This is a genomic window from Streptomyces griseocarneus, from assembly GCF_014655595.1.
Taxonomy (GTDB): domain Bacteria; phylum Actinomycetota; class Actinomycetes; order Streptomycetales; family Streptomycetaceae; genus Streptomyces; species Streptomyces griseocarneus.
Genome location: NZ_BNBL01000012.1, coordinates 100,097 through 115,547 on the forward strand (window position 1 = coordinate 100,097; position 15,451 = coordinate 115,547).

General features: G+C 70.8%; 19 protein-coding genes and 4 tRNA genes. 16 read left to right on the forward strand and 7 right to left on the reverse strand.

All coding sequences use genetic code 11. From position 1 onward, the window contains the following. Positions 1-17: 17 nt before the first annotated feature. Both IE295_RS26690 and IE295_RS26695 read right to left on the reverse strand, forming a co-directional pair. Complete coding sequence (locus IE295_RS26690; RefSeq protein WP_190066338.1) at positions 18-245, reverse strand: hypothetical protein; 228 nt, start codon at positions 243-245, stop codon at positions 18-20. 130 nt (positions 246-375) lie between these two features. Then, complete coding sequence (locus IE295_RS26695; RefSeq protein ID WP_190066339.1) at positions 376-1,299, reverse strand: quinone oxidoreductase family protein; 924 nt, start codon at positions 1,297-1,299, stop codon at positions 376-378. 87 nt (positions 1,300-1,386) lie between these two features. Between IE295_RS26695 and IE295_RS26700 the strand changes: the two genes are divergently transcribed. Together IE295_RS26700 and IE295_RS26705 are read left to right on the forward strand one after the other, a co-directional pair. Beyond that, complete coding sequence (locus IE295_RS26700) at positions 1,387-1,818, forward strand: MarR family winged helix-turn-helix transcriptional regulator (protein ID WP_190066340.1); 432 nt, start codon at positions 1,387-1,389, stop codon at positions 1,816-1,818. Between the two features lie 111 nt (positions 1,819-1,929). After that, a complete protein-coding gene (locus tag IE295_RS26705) occupies positions 1,930-2,322 on the forward strand; it encodes a YccF domain-containing protein (protein WP_190066341.1) in 393 nt (130 codons plus the stop codon). Positions 2,323-2,427: 105 nt separating this feature from the next. Here the strand turns inward: IE295_RS26705 and IE295_RS26710 are convergent, their stop codons facing one another. Continuing rightward, positions 2,428-2,916: a YajQ family cyclic di-GMP-binding protein gene (locus tag IE295_RS26710; RefSeq protein ID WP_190066342.1), complete on the reverse strand. Its 489-nt coding sequence runs from the start codon at positions 2,914-2,916 to the stop codon at positions 2,428-2,430. 190 nt (positions 2,917-3,106) lie between these two features. Between IE295_RS26710 and IE295_RS26715 the strand changes: the two genes are divergently transcribed. Further along, positions 3,107-3,188, forward strand: a tRNA-Tyr gene (locus IE295_RS26715). Between the two features lie 52 nt (positions 3,189-3,240). On the opposite strand, the gene IE295_RS26720 is transcribed toward IE295_RS26715, so the two are convergent. Beyond that, positions 3,241-3,903 carry an NAD(P)H-binding protein gene (locus tag IE295_RS26720; protein ID WP_190066343.1) on the reverse strand — a complete coding sequence of 221 codons (663 nt, stop codon included), beginning with the start codon at positions 3,901-3,903 and terminating at the stop codon, positions 3,241-3,243. 29 nt (positions 3,904-3,932) lie between these two features. Beyond that, entirely contained in the window at positions 3,933-5,195 is a 1,263-nt protein-coding gene (locus IE295_RS26725) for an amidohydrolase family protein (protein WP_190066344.1), read from the reverse strand. Positions 5,196-5,402: 207 nt separating this feature from the next. Here IE295_RS26725 and IE295_RS26730 point away from each other — a divergent pair. From IE295_RS26730 to IE295_RS26755, 6 genes are all read left to right on the forward strand, one after another. Further along, positions 5,403-5,475, forward strand: a tRNA-Thr gene (locus IE295_RS26730). A 51-nt stretch (positions 5,476-5,526) separates the two neighbouring features. Continuing rightward, positions 5,527-5,599, forward strand: a tRNA-Met gene (locus IE295_RS26735). Between the two features lie 86 nt (positions 5,600-5,685). Then, entirely contained in the window at positions 5,686-5,850 is a 165-nt protein-coding gene (gene rpmG / locus IE295_RS26740; RefSeq protein ID WP_004571794.1) for a 50S ribosomal protein L33, read from the forward strand. A gap of 99 nt (positions 5,851-5,949) precedes the next feature. After that, positions 5,950-6,402 carry a MaoC family dehydratase N-terminal domain-containing protein gene (locus tag IE295_RS26745; protein ID WP_190066345.1) on the forward strand — a complete coding sequence of 151 codons (453 nt, stop codon included), beginning with the start codon at positions 5,950-5,952 and terminating at the stop codon, positions 6,400-6,402. Beyond that, positions 6,402-6,836, forward strand: a complete 435-nt coding sequence (locus IE295_RS26750) for a MaoC family dehydratase (RefSeq protein ID WP_190066346.1) — start codon at positions 6,402-6,404, stop codon at positions 6,834-6,836. The genes IE295_RS26745 and IE295_RS26750 overlap by 1 nt, the downstream gene beginning before the upstream one ends. A gap of 307 nt (positions 6,837-7,143) precedes the next feature. Next, positions 7,144-8,199 carry a UDP-N-acetylmuramate dehydrogenase gene (locus tag IE295_RS26755; protein ID WP_190066347.1) on the forward strand — a complete coding sequence of 352 codons (1,056 nt, stop codon included), beginning with the start codon at positions 7,144-7,146 and terminating at the stop codon, positions 8,197-8,199. A gap of 71 nt (positions 8,200-8,270) precedes the next feature. On the opposite strand, the gene IE295_RS26760 is transcribed toward IE295_RS26755, so the two are convergent. Continuing rightward, positions 8,271-9,287 (reverse strand): adenosine deaminase, encoded by a 1,017-nt coding sequence (locus IE295_RS26760; RefSeq protein ID WP_190066348.1) that lies wholly within the window; start codon positions 9,285-9,287, stop codon positions 8,271-8,273. A 157-nt stretch (positions 9,288-9,444) separates the two neighbouring features. Continuing rightward, entirely contained in the window at positions 9,445-10,683 is a 1,239-nt protein-coding gene (locus tag IE295_RS26765) for a pyridoxal phosphate-dependent aminotransferase (protein ID WP_190066349.1), read from the reverse strand. Positions 10,684-10,999: 316 nt separating this feature from the next. Here IE295_RS26765 and IE295_RS26770 point away from each other — a divergent pair. From IE295_RS26770 to rplL, 7 genes are all read left to right on the forward strand, one after another. Continuing rightward, positions 11,000-11,072, forward strand: a tRNA-Trp gene (locus IE295_RS26770). 108 nt (positions 11,073-11,180) lie between these two features. Continuing rightward, entirely contained in the window at positions 11,181-11,471 is a 291-nt protein-coding gene (gene secE, locus IE295_RS26775; protein WP_190066424.1) for a preprotein translocase subunit SecE, read from the forward strand. A gap of 83 nt (positions 11,472-11,554) precedes the next feature. Then, the gene (gene nusG, locus IE295_RS26780) at positions 11,555-12,442 is read left to right on the forward strand and encodes a transcription termination/antitermination protein NusG (protein ID WP_190066350.1); all 888 of its coding nucleotides are present in this window, start codon (positions 11,555-11,557) and stop codon (positions 12,440-12,442) included. Between the two features lie 160 nt (positions 12,443-12,602). Next, complete coding sequence (gene rplK, locus IE295_RS26785) at positions 12,603-13,037, forward strand: 50S ribosomal protein L11 (RefSeq protein WP_190066351.1); 435 nt, start codon at positions 12,603-12,605, stop codon at positions 13,035-13,037. 98 nt (positions 13,038-13,135) lie between these two features. Further along, on the forward strand, positions 13,136-13,852 hold the full coding sequence (gene rplA / locus IE295_RS26790) for a 50S ribosomal protein L1 (RefSeq protein ID WP_086567315.1): 717 nt from the start codon (positions 13,136-13,138) through the stop codon (positions 13,850-13,852). Between the two features lie 404 nt (positions 13,853-14,256). Next, on the forward strand, positions 14,257-14,787 hold the full coding sequence (gene rplJ, locus IE295_RS26795) for a 50S ribosomal protein L10 (RefSeq protein ID WP_086567313.1): 531 nt from the start codon (positions 14,257-14,259) through the stop codon (positions 14,785-14,787). Between the two features lie 106 nt (positions 14,788-14,893). Continuing rightward, complete coding sequence (gene rplL, locus IE295_RS26800) at positions 14,894-15,280, forward strand: 50S ribosomal protein L7/L12 (RefSeq protein ID WP_190066352.1); 387 nt, start codon at positions 14,894-14,896, stop codon at positions 15,278-15,280. Positions 15,281-15,451 lie beyond the last annotated feature (171 nt).

Sequence of the window (15,451 nt, forward strand, 5' to 3'; positions counted from 1 at the left end):
GCCCCAGCGCTTGCGCCCTAGCCGAGCACCTGCCCGTCCTTCGACCCACCAACGCAGACCTTCTGCACGGTGGGCGCCAGGTACGTACCGCCCACCGTGACCACGATCGCCCCGCCGCCGTCCAGGCACTCCCGGGGCCCGGTGTCCCCCGGCGCCGCCGCGTGGGCGCGGGAGCCGCCGAGGGCGCCCAGGGCGGCCAGGGCCACTGCCGTGACGGCCGTTGCGGTCATGAGGTGTGCGCGCATGGGGACTCCTCGGATGCGGTCCGCGGGGGGACGGGTCATTTCCCCCCATGGCCGCACGTGCGCCGTGCACCGGCACGCCGTGCTGCTCCATCCGGACGTGCTCCATCCGGGGGCGGCCGGAAGGAGGCGCTCAGGGGACGAGGACGACCTTGCCGAGGTTGCGGCGCCGCTCGATGAGCGCGTGGGCTCGGGCGGCCTCGGCGAGGGGGATCTCCTCGTGCACGGCGGTGCGCAGGGTGCCCGCGTCGCGCATCTCCCACAGCTCGCGCCGCCAGCGGTCGTACAGCTCGGGCTTGCCGAGGGCGACGGCCCGCATCTGGAAGCCGATCACCGAGGCGCCGCGGACCAGGAGTTCGTACGCCTCCACCGTGCCGCCGCCGGAGCTGAAGGCCACCAGGCGGCCGCCCGTCGCCAGGGCCCGTACGGCCCGGCCGAGCAGGTCGCCGCCGACGCCGTCGAGGATCACGTCGTACGGGGCGCCCCAGTCGGCGTCCTCGTAGAGGACGACCTCGTCGGCGCCCATCCCCCGGACGAAGGCGGCCTTGTCGGCGCTGCTGACGGCGGCGACGACGCGTCCCGCCCCGCGGACCCGGGCGATCTGCAGGGCGAGCGTCCCCACGGCACTGGCCGCCGCCGTGACCAGCACCGACTCGCCGGGCTCCACGCGTGCGGCCTCGTAGGCGCCGCGCGCCACCAGCCCGCTGCGGACCAGCGCGACCGCTTCCACGGCACTCGCGCCGTCCGGGATCCGGGAGGTCATCGCGGCGTTCAGGACCGCGAACTCGGCGTAGGCGTCGGTGAAGCACAGCCCGGTGACGCGGTCCCCGACGGCGAAGGCGGTGACGCCCGCACCGGTGGCGACGATCTCCCCGGCGACCTCGCCGCCGAACGAGGTCGGCTCGCTGCCCTCGCGGACCTTGCGCACGGTGGGGAGCGTGACCCCGATGGCCTCGACCCGGATCAGCACCTCTCCCGCTCCCGCCTCCGGCCGGGCGGCCTCCTCGGCGAACAGCACCTCGGGCCCACCGTTGACCTCATGACGAACGCGCAGCACAGGACCTCCCCGATCCAATTCATTGGGTGTCCCAACGATAAGCCCAAACTCGTAGGGAAGTCCAACGAATTTGGTTAGAGTGGCCGCATGACCTCCCCCCTCCAGCACCTCCAGTCCCTGCCGAGCTGGCTCGCCGGCCGCGTCGCGGCCCGCGGCCGGGGCCTGGTCGCCGACGCGATCGCCGCGGAGGGGCTGAAGCTGATGCAGCACGCGGTGCTGGCCGCGACCGCCGAGTACGGCCCCGTCGCCCAGGCCGACCTGGGCCGCCGGCTCTCCGTCGACCCCAAGGACATGGTCGGCATCCTCAACCACCTCCAGCAGGCGGGCCTCGTCCTGCGCACCCCGGACCCCGCCGACCGCCGCAAGAACGCCGTCACCGTCACCCCGGAGGGCGCGGCCGTCCTCCGCCGCTGCGCGGCCCTGGCCGAAGCGGCCAACAACGAGCTGCTGGCGCCCCTCACCCCGGACGAGCAGACTCAGCTGATGGCTCTGCTGACCCGGCTCCACGAGGCCCCGTAGCGCCCACCCAGGACTTCAGGCGCGCCTCTCACCTGCGAAGAAGCGCAACCGCAGCCCCTCGCCCCGGCGTCTTCCGTAGTCAGAGCACTGGTCGCGTGGAAGGCTGTATTCATGAGGTTCATCCTGAATGTCATCTGGTTGGTCCTCTGTGGCCTCTGGATGGCTCTTGGCTATGTTCTGGCAGCTTTGATCTGCTTCGTTCTGATCGTGACCATTCCGTTCGGCATCGCGTCCCTGCGCATCGCCGCCTACGCCCTGTGGCCCTTCGGCCGCACGACGGTGGAGCGGCGGGACGCCGGCGCCGGATCGCTGCTCGGCAACATCATCTGGATCGTCTTCGCCGGCTGGTGGCTGGCGCTCGGTCACATCTTCACCGGCATCGCGCTCTGCGTGACGATCATCGGCATCCCGCTGGGCATCGCGAACTTCAAGCTGATCCCGGTCTCGCTGATGCCGCTGGGCCGTGAAATCGTCCCGACGGACCGGCCGTTCGCCACGCGCTGAGGCGGTAACGCCGGCAACGAATACGCGTGAGGGCGCGCCGGGAGCGGACAGAAGTCCCTTCCCGGCGCGCCCTCTTGGCGCGCTGGTCCGCCTGCCGGCCGACGGCTAGCGGTAGTTGACGAACTGGATCGCGAAGTCCAGGTCCTTGCCCTTGAGCAGCGCCTGGACGGCCTGAAGGTCGTCGCGGCTCTTGGAGGAGACGCGCAGCTCGTCGCCCTGGACCTGGGCCTTGACGCCCTTCGGGCCCTCGTCGCGGATGATCTTGGCGACCTTCTTGGCGTTCTCCTGGGAGATGCCCTCCACGATCGAGGCGAAGAGCTTGTACTCCTTGCCGGAGGCCTGCGGCTCACCGGCGTCCAGGGCCTTCAGGGAGATGCCGCGCTTGATCAGCTTGGACTGGAAGGCGTCGAGAATCGCGTTGACCCGCTCCTCGGAGTTGGCCCGCATCTCGATCTTCTCGCCCGACCATCCGATCGAGGCGCCGACGCCCTTGAAGTCGTAGCGCTGGGAGATCTCCTTGGCGGCCTGGTTGAGGGCGTTGTCGACCTCCTGCCGCTCGACCTTCGAGACGATGTCGAAACTGGAGTCGGCCATATTGAGTTGGCTCCTCGTGCGTAGATCCGTCAGGGGGGAGCGGCCCGGCGTGGGGCCGCGTGGTCAGCCTAGTCACCCGGGGGGTGATCGAGGGGCTGTGAACCGAGTGGCGGACCACCCCAGGTCATCGGGTATGGTTTACGTCGTTGCCCCGGAGAGGCTCGAAAGAGCGACCGAGGTGACAACCCATGGCGGTGTGCCCGAGTGGCCAATGGGAGCGGACTGTAAATCCGTCGGCTTAGCCTACCCAGGTTCGAATCCTGGCGCCGCCACGGAACGGAGCCCCTGACCTGAAAAGGTCAGGGGCTTCTTTCGTTGTCGCGCCTAGCGCCCCACGGCCTTGACCGCCTCCGCCACCGGCGTGTCGCCGCCGATCAGCTCCAGCGTCAGGCCCACGCTTCCCGGCTCCTCCAGCAGGGCCGCCAGCACCGCCGCCACGTCGTCGCGGGGCACCTCGCCCCGGCCCGTGGAGCCCGTGGACAGGGTCACCAGGCCCGTGCCGGGGTCGTTCGTCAGGGCGCCCGGGCGCAGGATCGTCCAGTCGAGGCCGGCCCGGGAGCGGACGTCCGCGTCGGCGGCGGCCTTGGCGCGCAGATAGGCGGCGAAGACCGGGTCCGTGCCCGCCGGGGGCTCCCGGTCGGCGCCCATCGAGGAGACCACGAGGAAGCGCCGCACACCGGCGGCCTCCGCCGCGTCGGCGAAGAGGGCGGCGGCCGCGCGGTCGACGGTGTCCTTGCGTTCGACGCCGCTGCCGGGGCCCGCGCCCGCCGCGAAGACGGCGGCGTCCGCGCCCTCCAGATGCCGGACGATGTCCCCGACGCCCGCCGACTCCAGGTCGCACACGACCGGCTCCGCGCCGGCCGCCAGCAGGTCTCCCGCCTGTTCCGGGCGCCGGATGACGCCCGCCACCTCATGGCCGCGCCCGGCGAGCAACCGCTCGAGCCGCAGCGCGATCTGACCGTGTCCTCCAGCGATGACGATGCGCATGATCCGACCGTACGCCCCGGCCTCGCGGCTCAGGCCGGATCTCCGCCGCGTGGCGACTGACGGGGCAGGTCGAGCGCCACGGTGGCCTGGACGTCGCCGTACTCCCGCACCGCGCTCGTACGGGCCACCACGCGCCCCTTGTGCACCACGAGCCGGCTGTAGCCCAGGGACAGCACCGCGGCCACCCCGCCGCCGCGCACCGCCAGCAGCTCGGCCGGGAACCCCGCCTCCACCCGCACCTCCGGCAGCCCCAGCGCCTCCCGGGCGTGCCCGCTCACGGCCTCGTACGCCTGCTCCGGGCTCAGCTCGCCGCGCGAGGCCAGCAGGAAGGCCGCCTCCAGGGGATCACCGCGGCCGACGGGGTTGGCGGCATCGCGCAGCGAACCACTGCCCGCCGTCACCCGTACGCCCGCCGACCGCAGCAGCCGTACGGGCACGCCCCACGGCCCCCGGGCGGCCCCCAGGGCGCCGCAGTCGCCCTGGGGCAGGCACACCACCGTGACCCCGGCCGCCGCCAGCTGCTGGGCCGCCCGCGCGGCCTGGTCGTACGGAAGCCGCGCCAGCCCCCCGCACGGGCCGATGGTCACGCCCGGCCGCAGCCCGCCCGCCATGGCGGCCAGGCGCGCCAGCCGGGCCGGGTCGGCGCCGTCGGTGTGCAGGTCGACGGCGCAGCCGTGCTCGGCGGCGATGCCCAGCACGGCCTCGGCGTAGCCCGCCGGGTCGGGATCGAGGTCGGGGCAGCCGCCCACGACGGTGGCGCCCATCTTGACCGCGTCCCGCAGCATGGCCAGCCCGTCGGCCCCGGCGGCACCCGTCAGCAGCCGGGGCACCGCCACGGCGCTGAGCTCGGTCAGCCCGCGCAGCGCCCGCCGGGCGGCGAGCACGGCCTCCAGCGACCGCAGCTCCCGCACGTCGCCGATCCGCACGTGGGAGCGCACCGCGGTGACGCCGTGGCCCAGCTGCAGCAGCGCGGCCTCGGTGGCCCGCCGCTGGACGTCCTCGGGCGCGTGCGGGACGGGCCCGCCGAGGTCGGCGGTGAGCGCGGTGTCGTAGTGGGCGTGCGGCTCGGCGGGGGCGGGCAGCAGGACGTAGCCGCCGAGGTCGACCCGCGGGCCGGGGGCGAGGCTGCCGGCCGTGCCGACCGCCTCGATGCGGCCGCCGCTGAGGCGCACGTCCACGACCCGGCCGTCGGCGAGCCGGGCGCCGCAGAGCACCAGGGGGCCGTCGCCGGACTGCGCGGCGGCGGCGTCGCCGTCGGGGCTTCTGGCGGGCTGCGGCTGACTGTCGGGCATCGCGATCCTCCGGTCTGCCGGGGCGGGCATGATCACGCAGCGTGGTCCGAGCGTAGGCCGCCTAGGAAGCCGGTTCGAGCAGGCGACGAATAGTCGTACTGGTGTGGTCCTCGAGGCGGAAGGCGACCCCGCGGAGAAGGCCCTGGCGGGGGCGGCCGGATACGGATTTCACCTTCGGCCGCAGACCGTGTAATGTCTTCCTCGCTCGCCCCAATAGCTCAGTCGGCAGAGCGTCTCCATGGTAAGGAGAAGGTCAACGGTTCGATTCCGTTTTGGGGCTCTGGTGTGGAAGGTTTCCCCGTCTTAGGACGGGGAAGCTCTCCCGCATCAAAGCGGTGTAGCTCAGTCGGTAGAGCAAGCGGCTCATAATCGCTGTGTCACCGGTTCAAGTCCGGTCACCGCTACACACAGTAGCCGATTGTGGGGTCGGTCCTCCGATCGGCTACTCTTTTCTGCGTTTAATCCGTCCATTCCGTCAAGGAGCACTCACGTGGCTGCCACCGACGTCCGCCCGAAGATCACGCTGGCCTGCGTGGAGTGCAAGGAGCGGAACTACATCACCAAGAAGAACCGGCGCAACGACCCGGACCGACTTGAGATGAAGAAGCACTGCCCGCGCTGCAACGCCCACACGGCGCACCGCGAAACGCGCTGACGCAAAGTCTCAGTCCATGAGGCCGCCCCCAGAAGCTGGGGGCGGCCTCATGGCGTATTCACCCCCGGTCCAACCAGTCCAGCAGGAGGTACCGAGCCAATGGCGCTCGACCAGTCCTTCGTCGGACGGATCTACCCGGCCACCGACCCCTACGAAGTCGGCCGGGAGAAGATCCGCGAATTCGCCGAGGCCGTCGGCGACGCCAATCCGGCCTACACCGACTCCGCGGCGGCCGTCGCGCTCGGTCACCCGGATGTGATCGCCCCGCCGACTTTTGTGTTCGCCATCACGTTCAAGGCCGCCGGCATGGTCATCGAGGACCCGCAGCTGGGACTGGACTATTCGCGCGTGGTGCACGGCGACCAGAAGTTCGTCTACACCCGCCCGATCCACGCGGGCGACCGGCTGACGGTCACCTCCACGATCGAGTCGATCAAGTCCCTGGCGGGCAACGACGTGCTGTCCGTGCGCGGCGAGGTCCACGACGCGAACGACGAGCACGTCGTGACCGCGTACACGACGCTGGTGGCGCGCGCCGCCGAGGAGGCGTGATGGCCGCCAAGATCTCCTACACCGACGTCGAGGTCGGCACCGAGCTCCCCGCCCAGTCCTTCCCCGTCGACCGCGCCACCCTGGTGCGCTACGCGGGTGCCTCCGGCGACTTCAACCCGATCCACTGGAACGAGAAGTTCGCCAAGGAGGTCGGCCTCCCCGACGTGATCGCCCACGGCATGTTCACCATGGCCGAGGCGATCCGCGTGGTGACCGACTGGGCCGGCGACCCGGCGGCCGTGGTCGAGTACGGCGTGCGCTTCACCAAGCCGGTTGTCGTGCCCAATGACGACAAGGGTGCGGTCATTGAGGTCAGCGGCAAGGTTGCGGCCAAGCTTGATGACGAGGCGCGCACGGTTCGCGTCGACCTCGTGGCGATGAACGAGGGCCGCAAGGTGCTCGGCATGTCGCGCGCGGTCGTCAGGCTCGCCTGACGGGTGCGGCCCGTCGGCCGGTTTGTGCCCACCCTCCCCCAGCTACCGCTGGGAGGTGCCCCCAGCCCTGCGGAACGATTGCCCACGAACCAGCCGGCGGGTCGCCTGCCCCCCCCCAAACGCACGCGGAGGGGCCGGGGCGGGCCGCCGGGCCCTGGCAGGGGCGTCGGGGTTATTTGCGGCTGCGGTCGGGGCTCGCTCGACGGTTGACGGGGGCCGTAAATAATCCAGCCCCGGAAGGGCCCGGCGGACCGCCCCGGCCCCGGCCCCGGAAAGCCGGTCCCCGCACCCCCGTACCCTGGTGCCCGTGCAGGAACGACACGACGCCCCCCTCGCCCCCCTGACCACCTTCCGCCTCGGCGGCCCGGCGACCCGCCTGATCACGGCCGTCACCGACGCCGAGGTGATCGACGCGGTCCGTGAGGCCGACGAGAGCGGCACCCCGCTGCTGATCATCGGCGGCGGAAGCAACCTCGTCATCTCCGACAAGGGCTTCGACGGCACCGCCCTGCGCATCGCCACCACCGGCTTCGACCTCCAGGGCACCCGCCTCGAGCTCGCCGCCGGCGAGAACTGGTCCGACGCCGTCGCCCGCACCGTGGAAGCCGGCCTCGCCGGCATCGAGTGCATGGCCGGCATCCCCGGCTCCGCCGGCGCCACGCCCATCCAGAACGTCGGCGCCTACGGCCAGGACGTCTCCGCCACGATCACCGAGGTCGTCGCGTACGACCGCCGGTCCGGCGAGACCGTGGTCATCCCCAACGCCGACTGCGCGTTCTCCTACCGCCACAGCCGGTTCAAGGAGGACCCCACGCGCTACGTCGTCCTGCGCGTCCGCTTCGAGCTGGAGGACGCCGGAGGGCTCTCCGCGCCCCTGAAGTACCCCGAGACCGCCCGCGCCCTCGGCGTCGAGGCCGGCGACCGCGTCCCGGCCGCCCGCGCCCGTGAGACCGTCCTCAAGCTCCGCGCCGGCAAGGGCATGGTCCTCGACCCCGAGGACCACGACACGTGGTCGGCCGGCTCGTTCTTCACCAACCCCGTCCTCACCGCCGCCGAGCACGCCGCGTTCCTGACCCGCGTGGCCGAGCGCCTCGGCCCGGACGTGGCACCGCCGGCCTTCCCGGCCGGGGACGGCATGGTCAAGACGTCGGCCGCGTGGCTGATCGACCGGGCCGGCTTCACGAAGGGCTACGGGGCCGGGCGCGCCCGGATCTCCACGAAGCACACGCTGGCCCTGACGAACCGCGGTGAGGCGTCCACGGAGGATCTGCTGGCCCTGGCCCGCGAGGTCCGCGACGGGGTCCATGCGGCATTCGGCGTCACCCTCGTGAACGAGCCCGTGACGGTGGGCGTCAGCCTGTAGCCTGCGGCCCGGTGGTCGGTTGTGCCCACCCGTTCCGCCTTGCGGAACGATTGCCCACAACCGGGGCGGCGTCAGGCCGCCCAGGCGTCGATGTCCGCCAGCAGCTCCCGCCGCACGGCGTCCGGCGCAGCCGACCCCCGTACCGACTGCCGCGCCAGCTCCGCCAGCTCCGTGTCCGTGAAGCCGTGGTGCTCGCGCGCGAACTCGTACTGGGCGGCGAGCCGCGAGCCGAAGAGGAGCGGGTCGTCCGCGCCGAGAGCTATCGGCACGCCCGCCTCGAACAGCGTGCGCAGCGGCACGTCGCCCGGCTTGTCGTAGACACCGAGGGCGACGTTCGACGACGGGCAGACCTCGCAGGTCACGCCGCGTTCCGCGAGCTTGCGCAGCAGCCGCGGGTCCTCGGCGGCCCGCACGCCGTGCCCGACGCGGGCCGCGTGCAGGTCGTCCAGGCAGTCCCGCACGCTGCTGGGCCCGGTGAGCTCGCCGCCGTGCGGGGCGGCCAGCAGGCCGCCCTCACGGGCGATCTCGAAGGCGCGGTCGAAGTCGCGGGCGAGCCCGCGCCGCTCGTCGTTGGAGAGGCCGAAGCCGACGACGCCGCGGTCGGCGTAGCGCACCGCGAGCCGGGCGAGGGTGCGGGCGTCCAGCGGGTGCTTCATGCGGTTGGCGGCGACGAGCACCCGCATGCCCAGGCCGGTCTCCCGCGAGGCCGTCTCGACCGCGTCGAGGATGATCTCCAGGGCGGGGATCAGGCCGCCCAGCCGGGGCGCGTACGAGGTGGGGTCGACCTGGATCTCCAGCCACCGGGAGCCGTCCCGTACGTCCTCCTCGGCGGCCTCGCGCACCAGCCGCCGGATGTCGTCCTCGGACCGCAGGCACGAGCGCGCGATGTCGTACAGCCGCTGGAAGCGGAACCAGCCCCGTTCGTCCGTGGCCCTCAGCTTCGGCGGCTCTCCGCCGTTCAGCGCCTCCGGCAGGTGCACGCCGTACTTGTCGGCGAGCTCCAGCAGGGTCGAGGGGCGCATCGACCCCGTGAAGTGCAGGTGCAGATGGGCTTTCGGCAGCAACCGGACGTCACGAACGCTCTCCATCCCAAGATCTTGCCGTAACCGTCCGTCAACCGGAAGGGACTTTCCCCGAAGGGACGCCGAAGGGGCGCCGCCCCGAAAACACATGCGGGCCCCCGGCAAACACATGCGGGCCCCCGGCCGAAGCCGGGAGCCCGCAGGCGGTACGTGAAGCAGGGGCCTACGCCGTGGCCTCCGCCAGCAGCTTCTGGATCCGCGAGACGCCCTCGACGAGATCCTCGTCACCCAGCGCGTACGACAGGCGCAGGTAGCCCGGTGTGCCGAACGCCTCACCCGGGACCACGGCGACCTCGGCCTCGTCCAGGATCAGCGCGGCGAGCTCCACGGACGTGGCGGGGCGCCGGCCGCGGATCTCCTTGCCGAGCAGCTCCTTGACCGACGGGTAGGCGTAGAAGGCGCCCTCCGGCTCCGGGCAGAAGACGCCGTCGATCTCGTTGAGCATCCGCACGATCGTGCGCCGGCGGCGGTCGAAGGCGACCTTCATCTCCTCGACGGCCGTCAGGTCGCCCGAGACGGCGGCCAGCGCGGCCACCTGGGCCACGTTCGAGACGTTCGACGTGGCGTGGGACTGCAGGTTGGTGGCGGCCTTGACGACGTCCTTCGGGCCGATGATCCAGCCCACGCGCCAGCCCGTCATCGCGTACGTCTTGGCGACGCCGTTGACGACGATGCACTTGTCGCGCAGCTCCGGCACGACGACCGGCAGCGAGGAGAACTCCGCGTCGCCGTAGACGAGGTGCTCGTAGATCTCGTCCGTCAGCACCCACAGGCCGTGCTCGGCGGCCCAGCGGCCGACGGCCTCCACCTGCTCGCGGGAGTAGACCGCGCCGGTGGGGTTGGAGGGGGAGACGAAGAGCAGGACCTTCGTCCGCTCCGTGCGCGCCGCCTCCAGCTGCTCGACCGAGACCCGGTAGCCCGTGGTCTCGTCGGCGACGACGTCCACCGGCACGCCGCCCGCGAGGCGGATCGACTCGGGGTAGGTGGTCCAGTACGGGGCCGGGACGATGACCTCGTCGCCCGGGTCGAGGATGGCGGCGAAGGCCTCGTAGATGGCCTGCTTGCCGCCGTTGGTGACGAGCACCTGGGAGGCCTCGACCTCGTAGCCCGAGTCGCGCAGCGTCTTGGCGGCGATGGCGGCCTTGAGCTCGGGGAGGCCGCCGGCCGGGGTGTAGCGGTGGTAGCGGGGGTCGCGGCAGGCCTCGATGGCGGCGTCGACGATGTACCCGGGGGTGGGGAAGTCGGGCTCGCCGGCTCCGAAGCCGATCACCGGACGCCCGGCGGCCTTGAGGGCCTTGGCCTTGGCGTCCACGGCGAGGGTGGCGGACTCGGAGATCGCACCGATGCGGGCCGACACCCGGCGCTCGGTGGGGGACTGGACGGGAGGAGTGGCGTCGCTCATGGGGGCATCGTCCCAGACCGGCAGGGAAGCGGACACACAGGTTTCGGATGCCGGGCGGCCCCTTCTCCGCACCCCCCGGCGGCCCCTTCTCCGCACCCCCCGGCAGGCCCTCCCCGCACCCCTCGGCGGGCCCCTGCGCAGCCCCTCTTCACACCCCCCGGCAGGCCGCCGCGCCCCTCGCTGTTCGACGACGGCGCCAGGACCACGTACACTCATGCGTCGTTGGCCCCTCACAGGCGAATCGCTCCATGCATGCACACCGTGCCCCGTGCACACCGTGCTTCCGGGTGGATGCGGTACGTTGGGGGAACCACAAAGGGTCGTAGCTCAATTGGTAGAGCACTGGTCTCCAAAACCAGCGGTTGGGGGTTCAAGTCCCTTCGGCCCTGCTACACGCATCGTCACCAGGGTGCGTGCGTGCGTACGTACTGAAATGCACCGCCGTGCGGCTCAACCGGGCGCGGCACGGCCACGACCCGGATTCAGGTGAGGACGTAGTGACGGAAGCCCTTGGCTCCACCGCGACGCCTGAGAGCGGTCGTCCCGAGGACGAGGTGGCCGCCAGGAAGGGCCGCCGTGGCGGGAAGCGCGGGAAGAAGGGCCCTCTGGGCCGCCTCGCGCTCTTTTACCGTCAGGTAGTAGCCGAGCTCCGCAAGGTCGTATGGCCCACCCGGAGCCAGTTGTCGACGTACACCACCGTGGTGATCGTCTTCGTTGTCATCGTCATTGGTCTTGTGACCGTGATTGACTATGGGTTCGAGCAGGCCGTCAAGTACGTCTTCGGCTGAGCCGGCCCCGCGCGTCAGGCGGCCCTCCCCGAGAGCCGCCTCTTCGCTCGTTCCACCCCTTGAAGCCAGGAAGAAGCAGCCACGTGTCTGACCCGAACCTGAACGACGCCGCCGAGCCCGTCGCGGCTGAGGCCAACGTTGACGAGGCTGTCTCGGCCGAGGTCGAGGGCGACGACACCGCGCAGGAGATCGTCGAGAACGCCGACGGCGCCGACGAGCTGGACGCCGAGGAAGCCGCCGCCGGCGAGCCCGCCGAGGAGGCCGCGCTGCGCGTCGAGTCCGGCGACGAGGCCGAGGCCGTAGAGGCCGACGAGACCGAGGCCGAGGCCGAGGAGGCCGAGGAAGAGGCTCCCGTCGACCCGGTCGCCGCGCTCCGCGACGAGCTGCGTGGCCTGCCCGGCGAGTGGTACGTCATCCACACCTACGCCGGTTACGAGAACCGCGTGAAGACCAACCTCGAGCAGCGCGCCGTCTCGCTGAACGTCGAGGACTACATCTTCCAGGCCGAGGTGCCGCAGGAAGAGGTCGTCCAGATCAAGAACGGCGACCGCCGCACCGTCCGCCAGAACAAGCTCCCCGGCTACGTGCTGGTGCGCATGGACCTGACGAACGAGTCCTGGGGCGTCGTCCGCAACACCCCGGGCGTCACCGGCTTCGTGGGCAACGCCTACGACCCGTACCCGCTGACCCTGGACGAGATCGTCAAGATGCTCGCCCCCGAGGCCGAGGCGAAGGCCGCCAAGGAGGCCGCCGAGGCCGAGGGCCGCCCGGCCCCCAGCCGCAAGGTCGAGGTCCAGGTGCTGGACTTCGAGGTGGGCGACTCGGTCACGGTCACCGACGGTCCGTTCGCGACGCTGCAGGCGACGATCAACGAGATCAACGCCGACTCGAAGAAGGTCAAGGGCCTCGTCGAGATCTTCGGCCGCGAGACCCCGGTCGAGCTCAGCTTCGACCAGATCCAGAAGAACTGACACCTCTCTGGCAAACGCTTCCGAACAGGTCAGACCGGCGCAGACAGCCGGTCTGACCTCTCGGTTTTTGGCCCGGCCACGTTACCCGTTATCGTGGTGCGGTATGCCTGCGCGCAGTGTGCGTGGGCAAAAAAACTCTCACTAGGACCCGGAGAGAGCAATGCCTCCCAAGAAGAAGAAGGTCACGGGGCTTATCAAGCTCCAGATCAACGCCGGTGCCGCGAACCCGGCTCCGCCGGTCGGCCCCGCGCTGGGTCAGCACGGCGTCAACATCATGGAGTTCTGCAAGGCCTACAACGCCGCGACCGAGTCGCAGCGTGGCATGGTCGTGCCGGTGGAGATCACGGTCTACGAGGACCGCTCCTTCACCTTCGTGACCAAGACTCCGCCGGCCGCCAAGCTGATCCTGAAGGCCGCGGGCGTGCAGAAGGGCTCTGGCGAGCCGCACAAGACCAAGGTGGGCAAGATCACCGAGGCTCAGATCCGCGAGATCGCCACGACCAAGATGCCCGACCTGAACGCCAACGACCTGGACGCCGCCGCGAAGATCGTCGCCGGCACCGCCCGTTCCATGGGCATCACGGTCGAGGGCTGAAGCTCGTAAGCGTGGGCTGACCCCCACACCCCGTAGCACCCCCGTGGAAGGGCCGGCGCGGCCCGCACCACGACTCCAATCACCACTGAGGAGTTTCAGTGAAGCGCAGCAAGACTCTTCGCAACGCGGACGCGAAGATCGACCGGGAGCGTCTGTACGCTCCGCTCGAGGCCGTCCGTCTGGCGAAGGACACGACCTCCGTCAAGTTCGACGCGACCGTCGAGGTCGCCATGCGTCTGGGTGTCGACCCGCGCAAGGCCGACCAGATGGTCCGCGGCACCGTGAACCTTCCGCACGGCACCGGTAAGACCGCCCGGGTCCTGGTCTTCGCGACCGGCGACCGTGCCGAGGCCGCGCGTGCCGCCGGCGCCGACATCGTCGGCGCCGACGAGCTGATCGACGAGGTCGCCAAGGGCCGCCTGGACTTCGACTCCGTCGTCGCCACCCCGGACCTCATGGGCAAGGTCGGCCGCCTGGGCCGCGTGCTCGGTCCCCGTGGTCTGATGCCGAACCCGAAGACCGGCACCGTCACCCCCGACGTGGCGAAGGCTGTCACGGAGATCAAGGGCGGCAAGATCGAGTTCCGCGTCGACAAGCACTCGAACCTGCACTTCATCATCGGCAAGGTCTCGTTCGACGAGGCCAAGCTGGTGGAGAACTACGCCGCGGCGCTCGAGGAGATCACCCGTCTCAAGCCGTCCGCCGCGAAGGGCCGCTACATCAAGAAGGCGACCCTGACCACCACGATGGGCCCCGGCATCGCGCTGGACCCGAACCGCACCCGCAACCTCCTGGTCGAGGACGAGACGGTCTGAGGACCTCCTCGTAGCGCGTGAAGCGTCGTGGGCCGGGCCCCGCACCCCTTTCGGGGGGTGCGGGGCCCGGCTCGTTGGCGGACCGCACGCGGGGCCCGTACGGGCCCGCAGGGCCGGTTTCCGCTCGATTTGCGTCTTCGTGACGCCATCACCTAAGGTATCGAAAGCCAAAGACCGCTGGTCGTTGCTGTGCCTCCTCCTGGAGGTGTGGTGACCGAAGGATCCGCTAGCTGCGGGCGACCTGCGCAGGTGTTGAGTGGTTGCACTCCCGTCGAGACGTAAGAGCATTACGTCCCCGCGGTCGAGTCACGCCCCGAGCGCCTGCGCCGGGGCGTTTCGTTTTGCCCAGGTCCCTTCTCGCGCCTATGCGGTCCGATGAATCACCCGGAAGGAGGCCGAGGCTCATGGCGACGTCCGCCAAGGCTTCTGCGGTTGCCGAGCTGACGGACAAGTTCCGCAGCTCGAACGCCGCAGTGCTGACTGAGTACCGCGGTCTCACCGTGGCGCAGCTCAAGACGCTGCGCCGTTCGCTCGGTGAGAACGCCCAGTACGCCGTGGTGAAGAACACGCTGACCCAGATCGCCGCCCGTGAGGCCGGGATCACGCTGGAGGACCAGCTCTTCGCTGGCCCGACGGCCGTTGCCTTCGTCACCGGTGACCCGGTGGAGTCGGCGAAGGGTCTTCGTGACTTCGCCAAGGAGAACCCCAACCTGATCATCAAGGGCGGTGTCCTTGACGGCAAGGCGCTGTCCGCCGATGAGATCAAGAAGCTTGCGGACCTCGAGTCCCGCGAGGTTCTGCTCAGCAAGCTGGCCGGTGCCATGAAGGGCAAGCAGTCCCAGGCTGCCTCGCTCTTCCAGGCGCTGCCGACGAAGCTCGTCCGCACTGCGGACGCGCTGCGCGCCAAGCTCGCCGAGCAGGGCGGTGCCGAGTAATTCGGCTCGCGCATTGACCGGTGCCACCCGGCACCGGTCGTAGCGGGCCGTACGCCCGCCGACATGTACATCCGGCACCTGCCGAATTAGTGGAAGGACCGCCATCATGGCGAAGCTCACCCAGGACGAGCTGCTCGCGCAGTTCGAGGAGATGACCCTCATCGAGCTCGCGGCCTTCGTGTCCGCGTTCGAGGAGAAGTTCGACGTCACCGCCGCCGCTGCCGCGCCGGTCATGGTCGCCGGTGTCGCCGGTGGCGACGCCGCCGCCGCCGTCGAGGAGCAGGACGAGTTCGACGTCATCCTCACCGCCGCCGGTGACAAGAAGATCCAGGTCATCAAGGTCGTGCGCGAGCTGACCTCCCTGGGTCTGAAGGAGGCCAAGGACCTCGTCGACGGCACCCCGAAGCCGGTCCTCGAGAAGGTCGCCAAGGACGCCGCGGAGAAGGCCGCCGAGGCCCTCAAGGGCGCCGGCGCCTCCGTCGAGGTCAAGTGACCTTCGGGAGTCCGCTGACTCTCCTCTGACTCACGTCAGTAACCTAAGGGCGATCACCCATGCGGGTGGTCGCCCTTGGGCGTTCCCGCAGGGGATGCGCGCGCGGGCTCGCGGGGACGAGTATGGTGATCTTCGTTGTCCTGTCGTGGCCGCGTCCACCGAGGGGCCGCC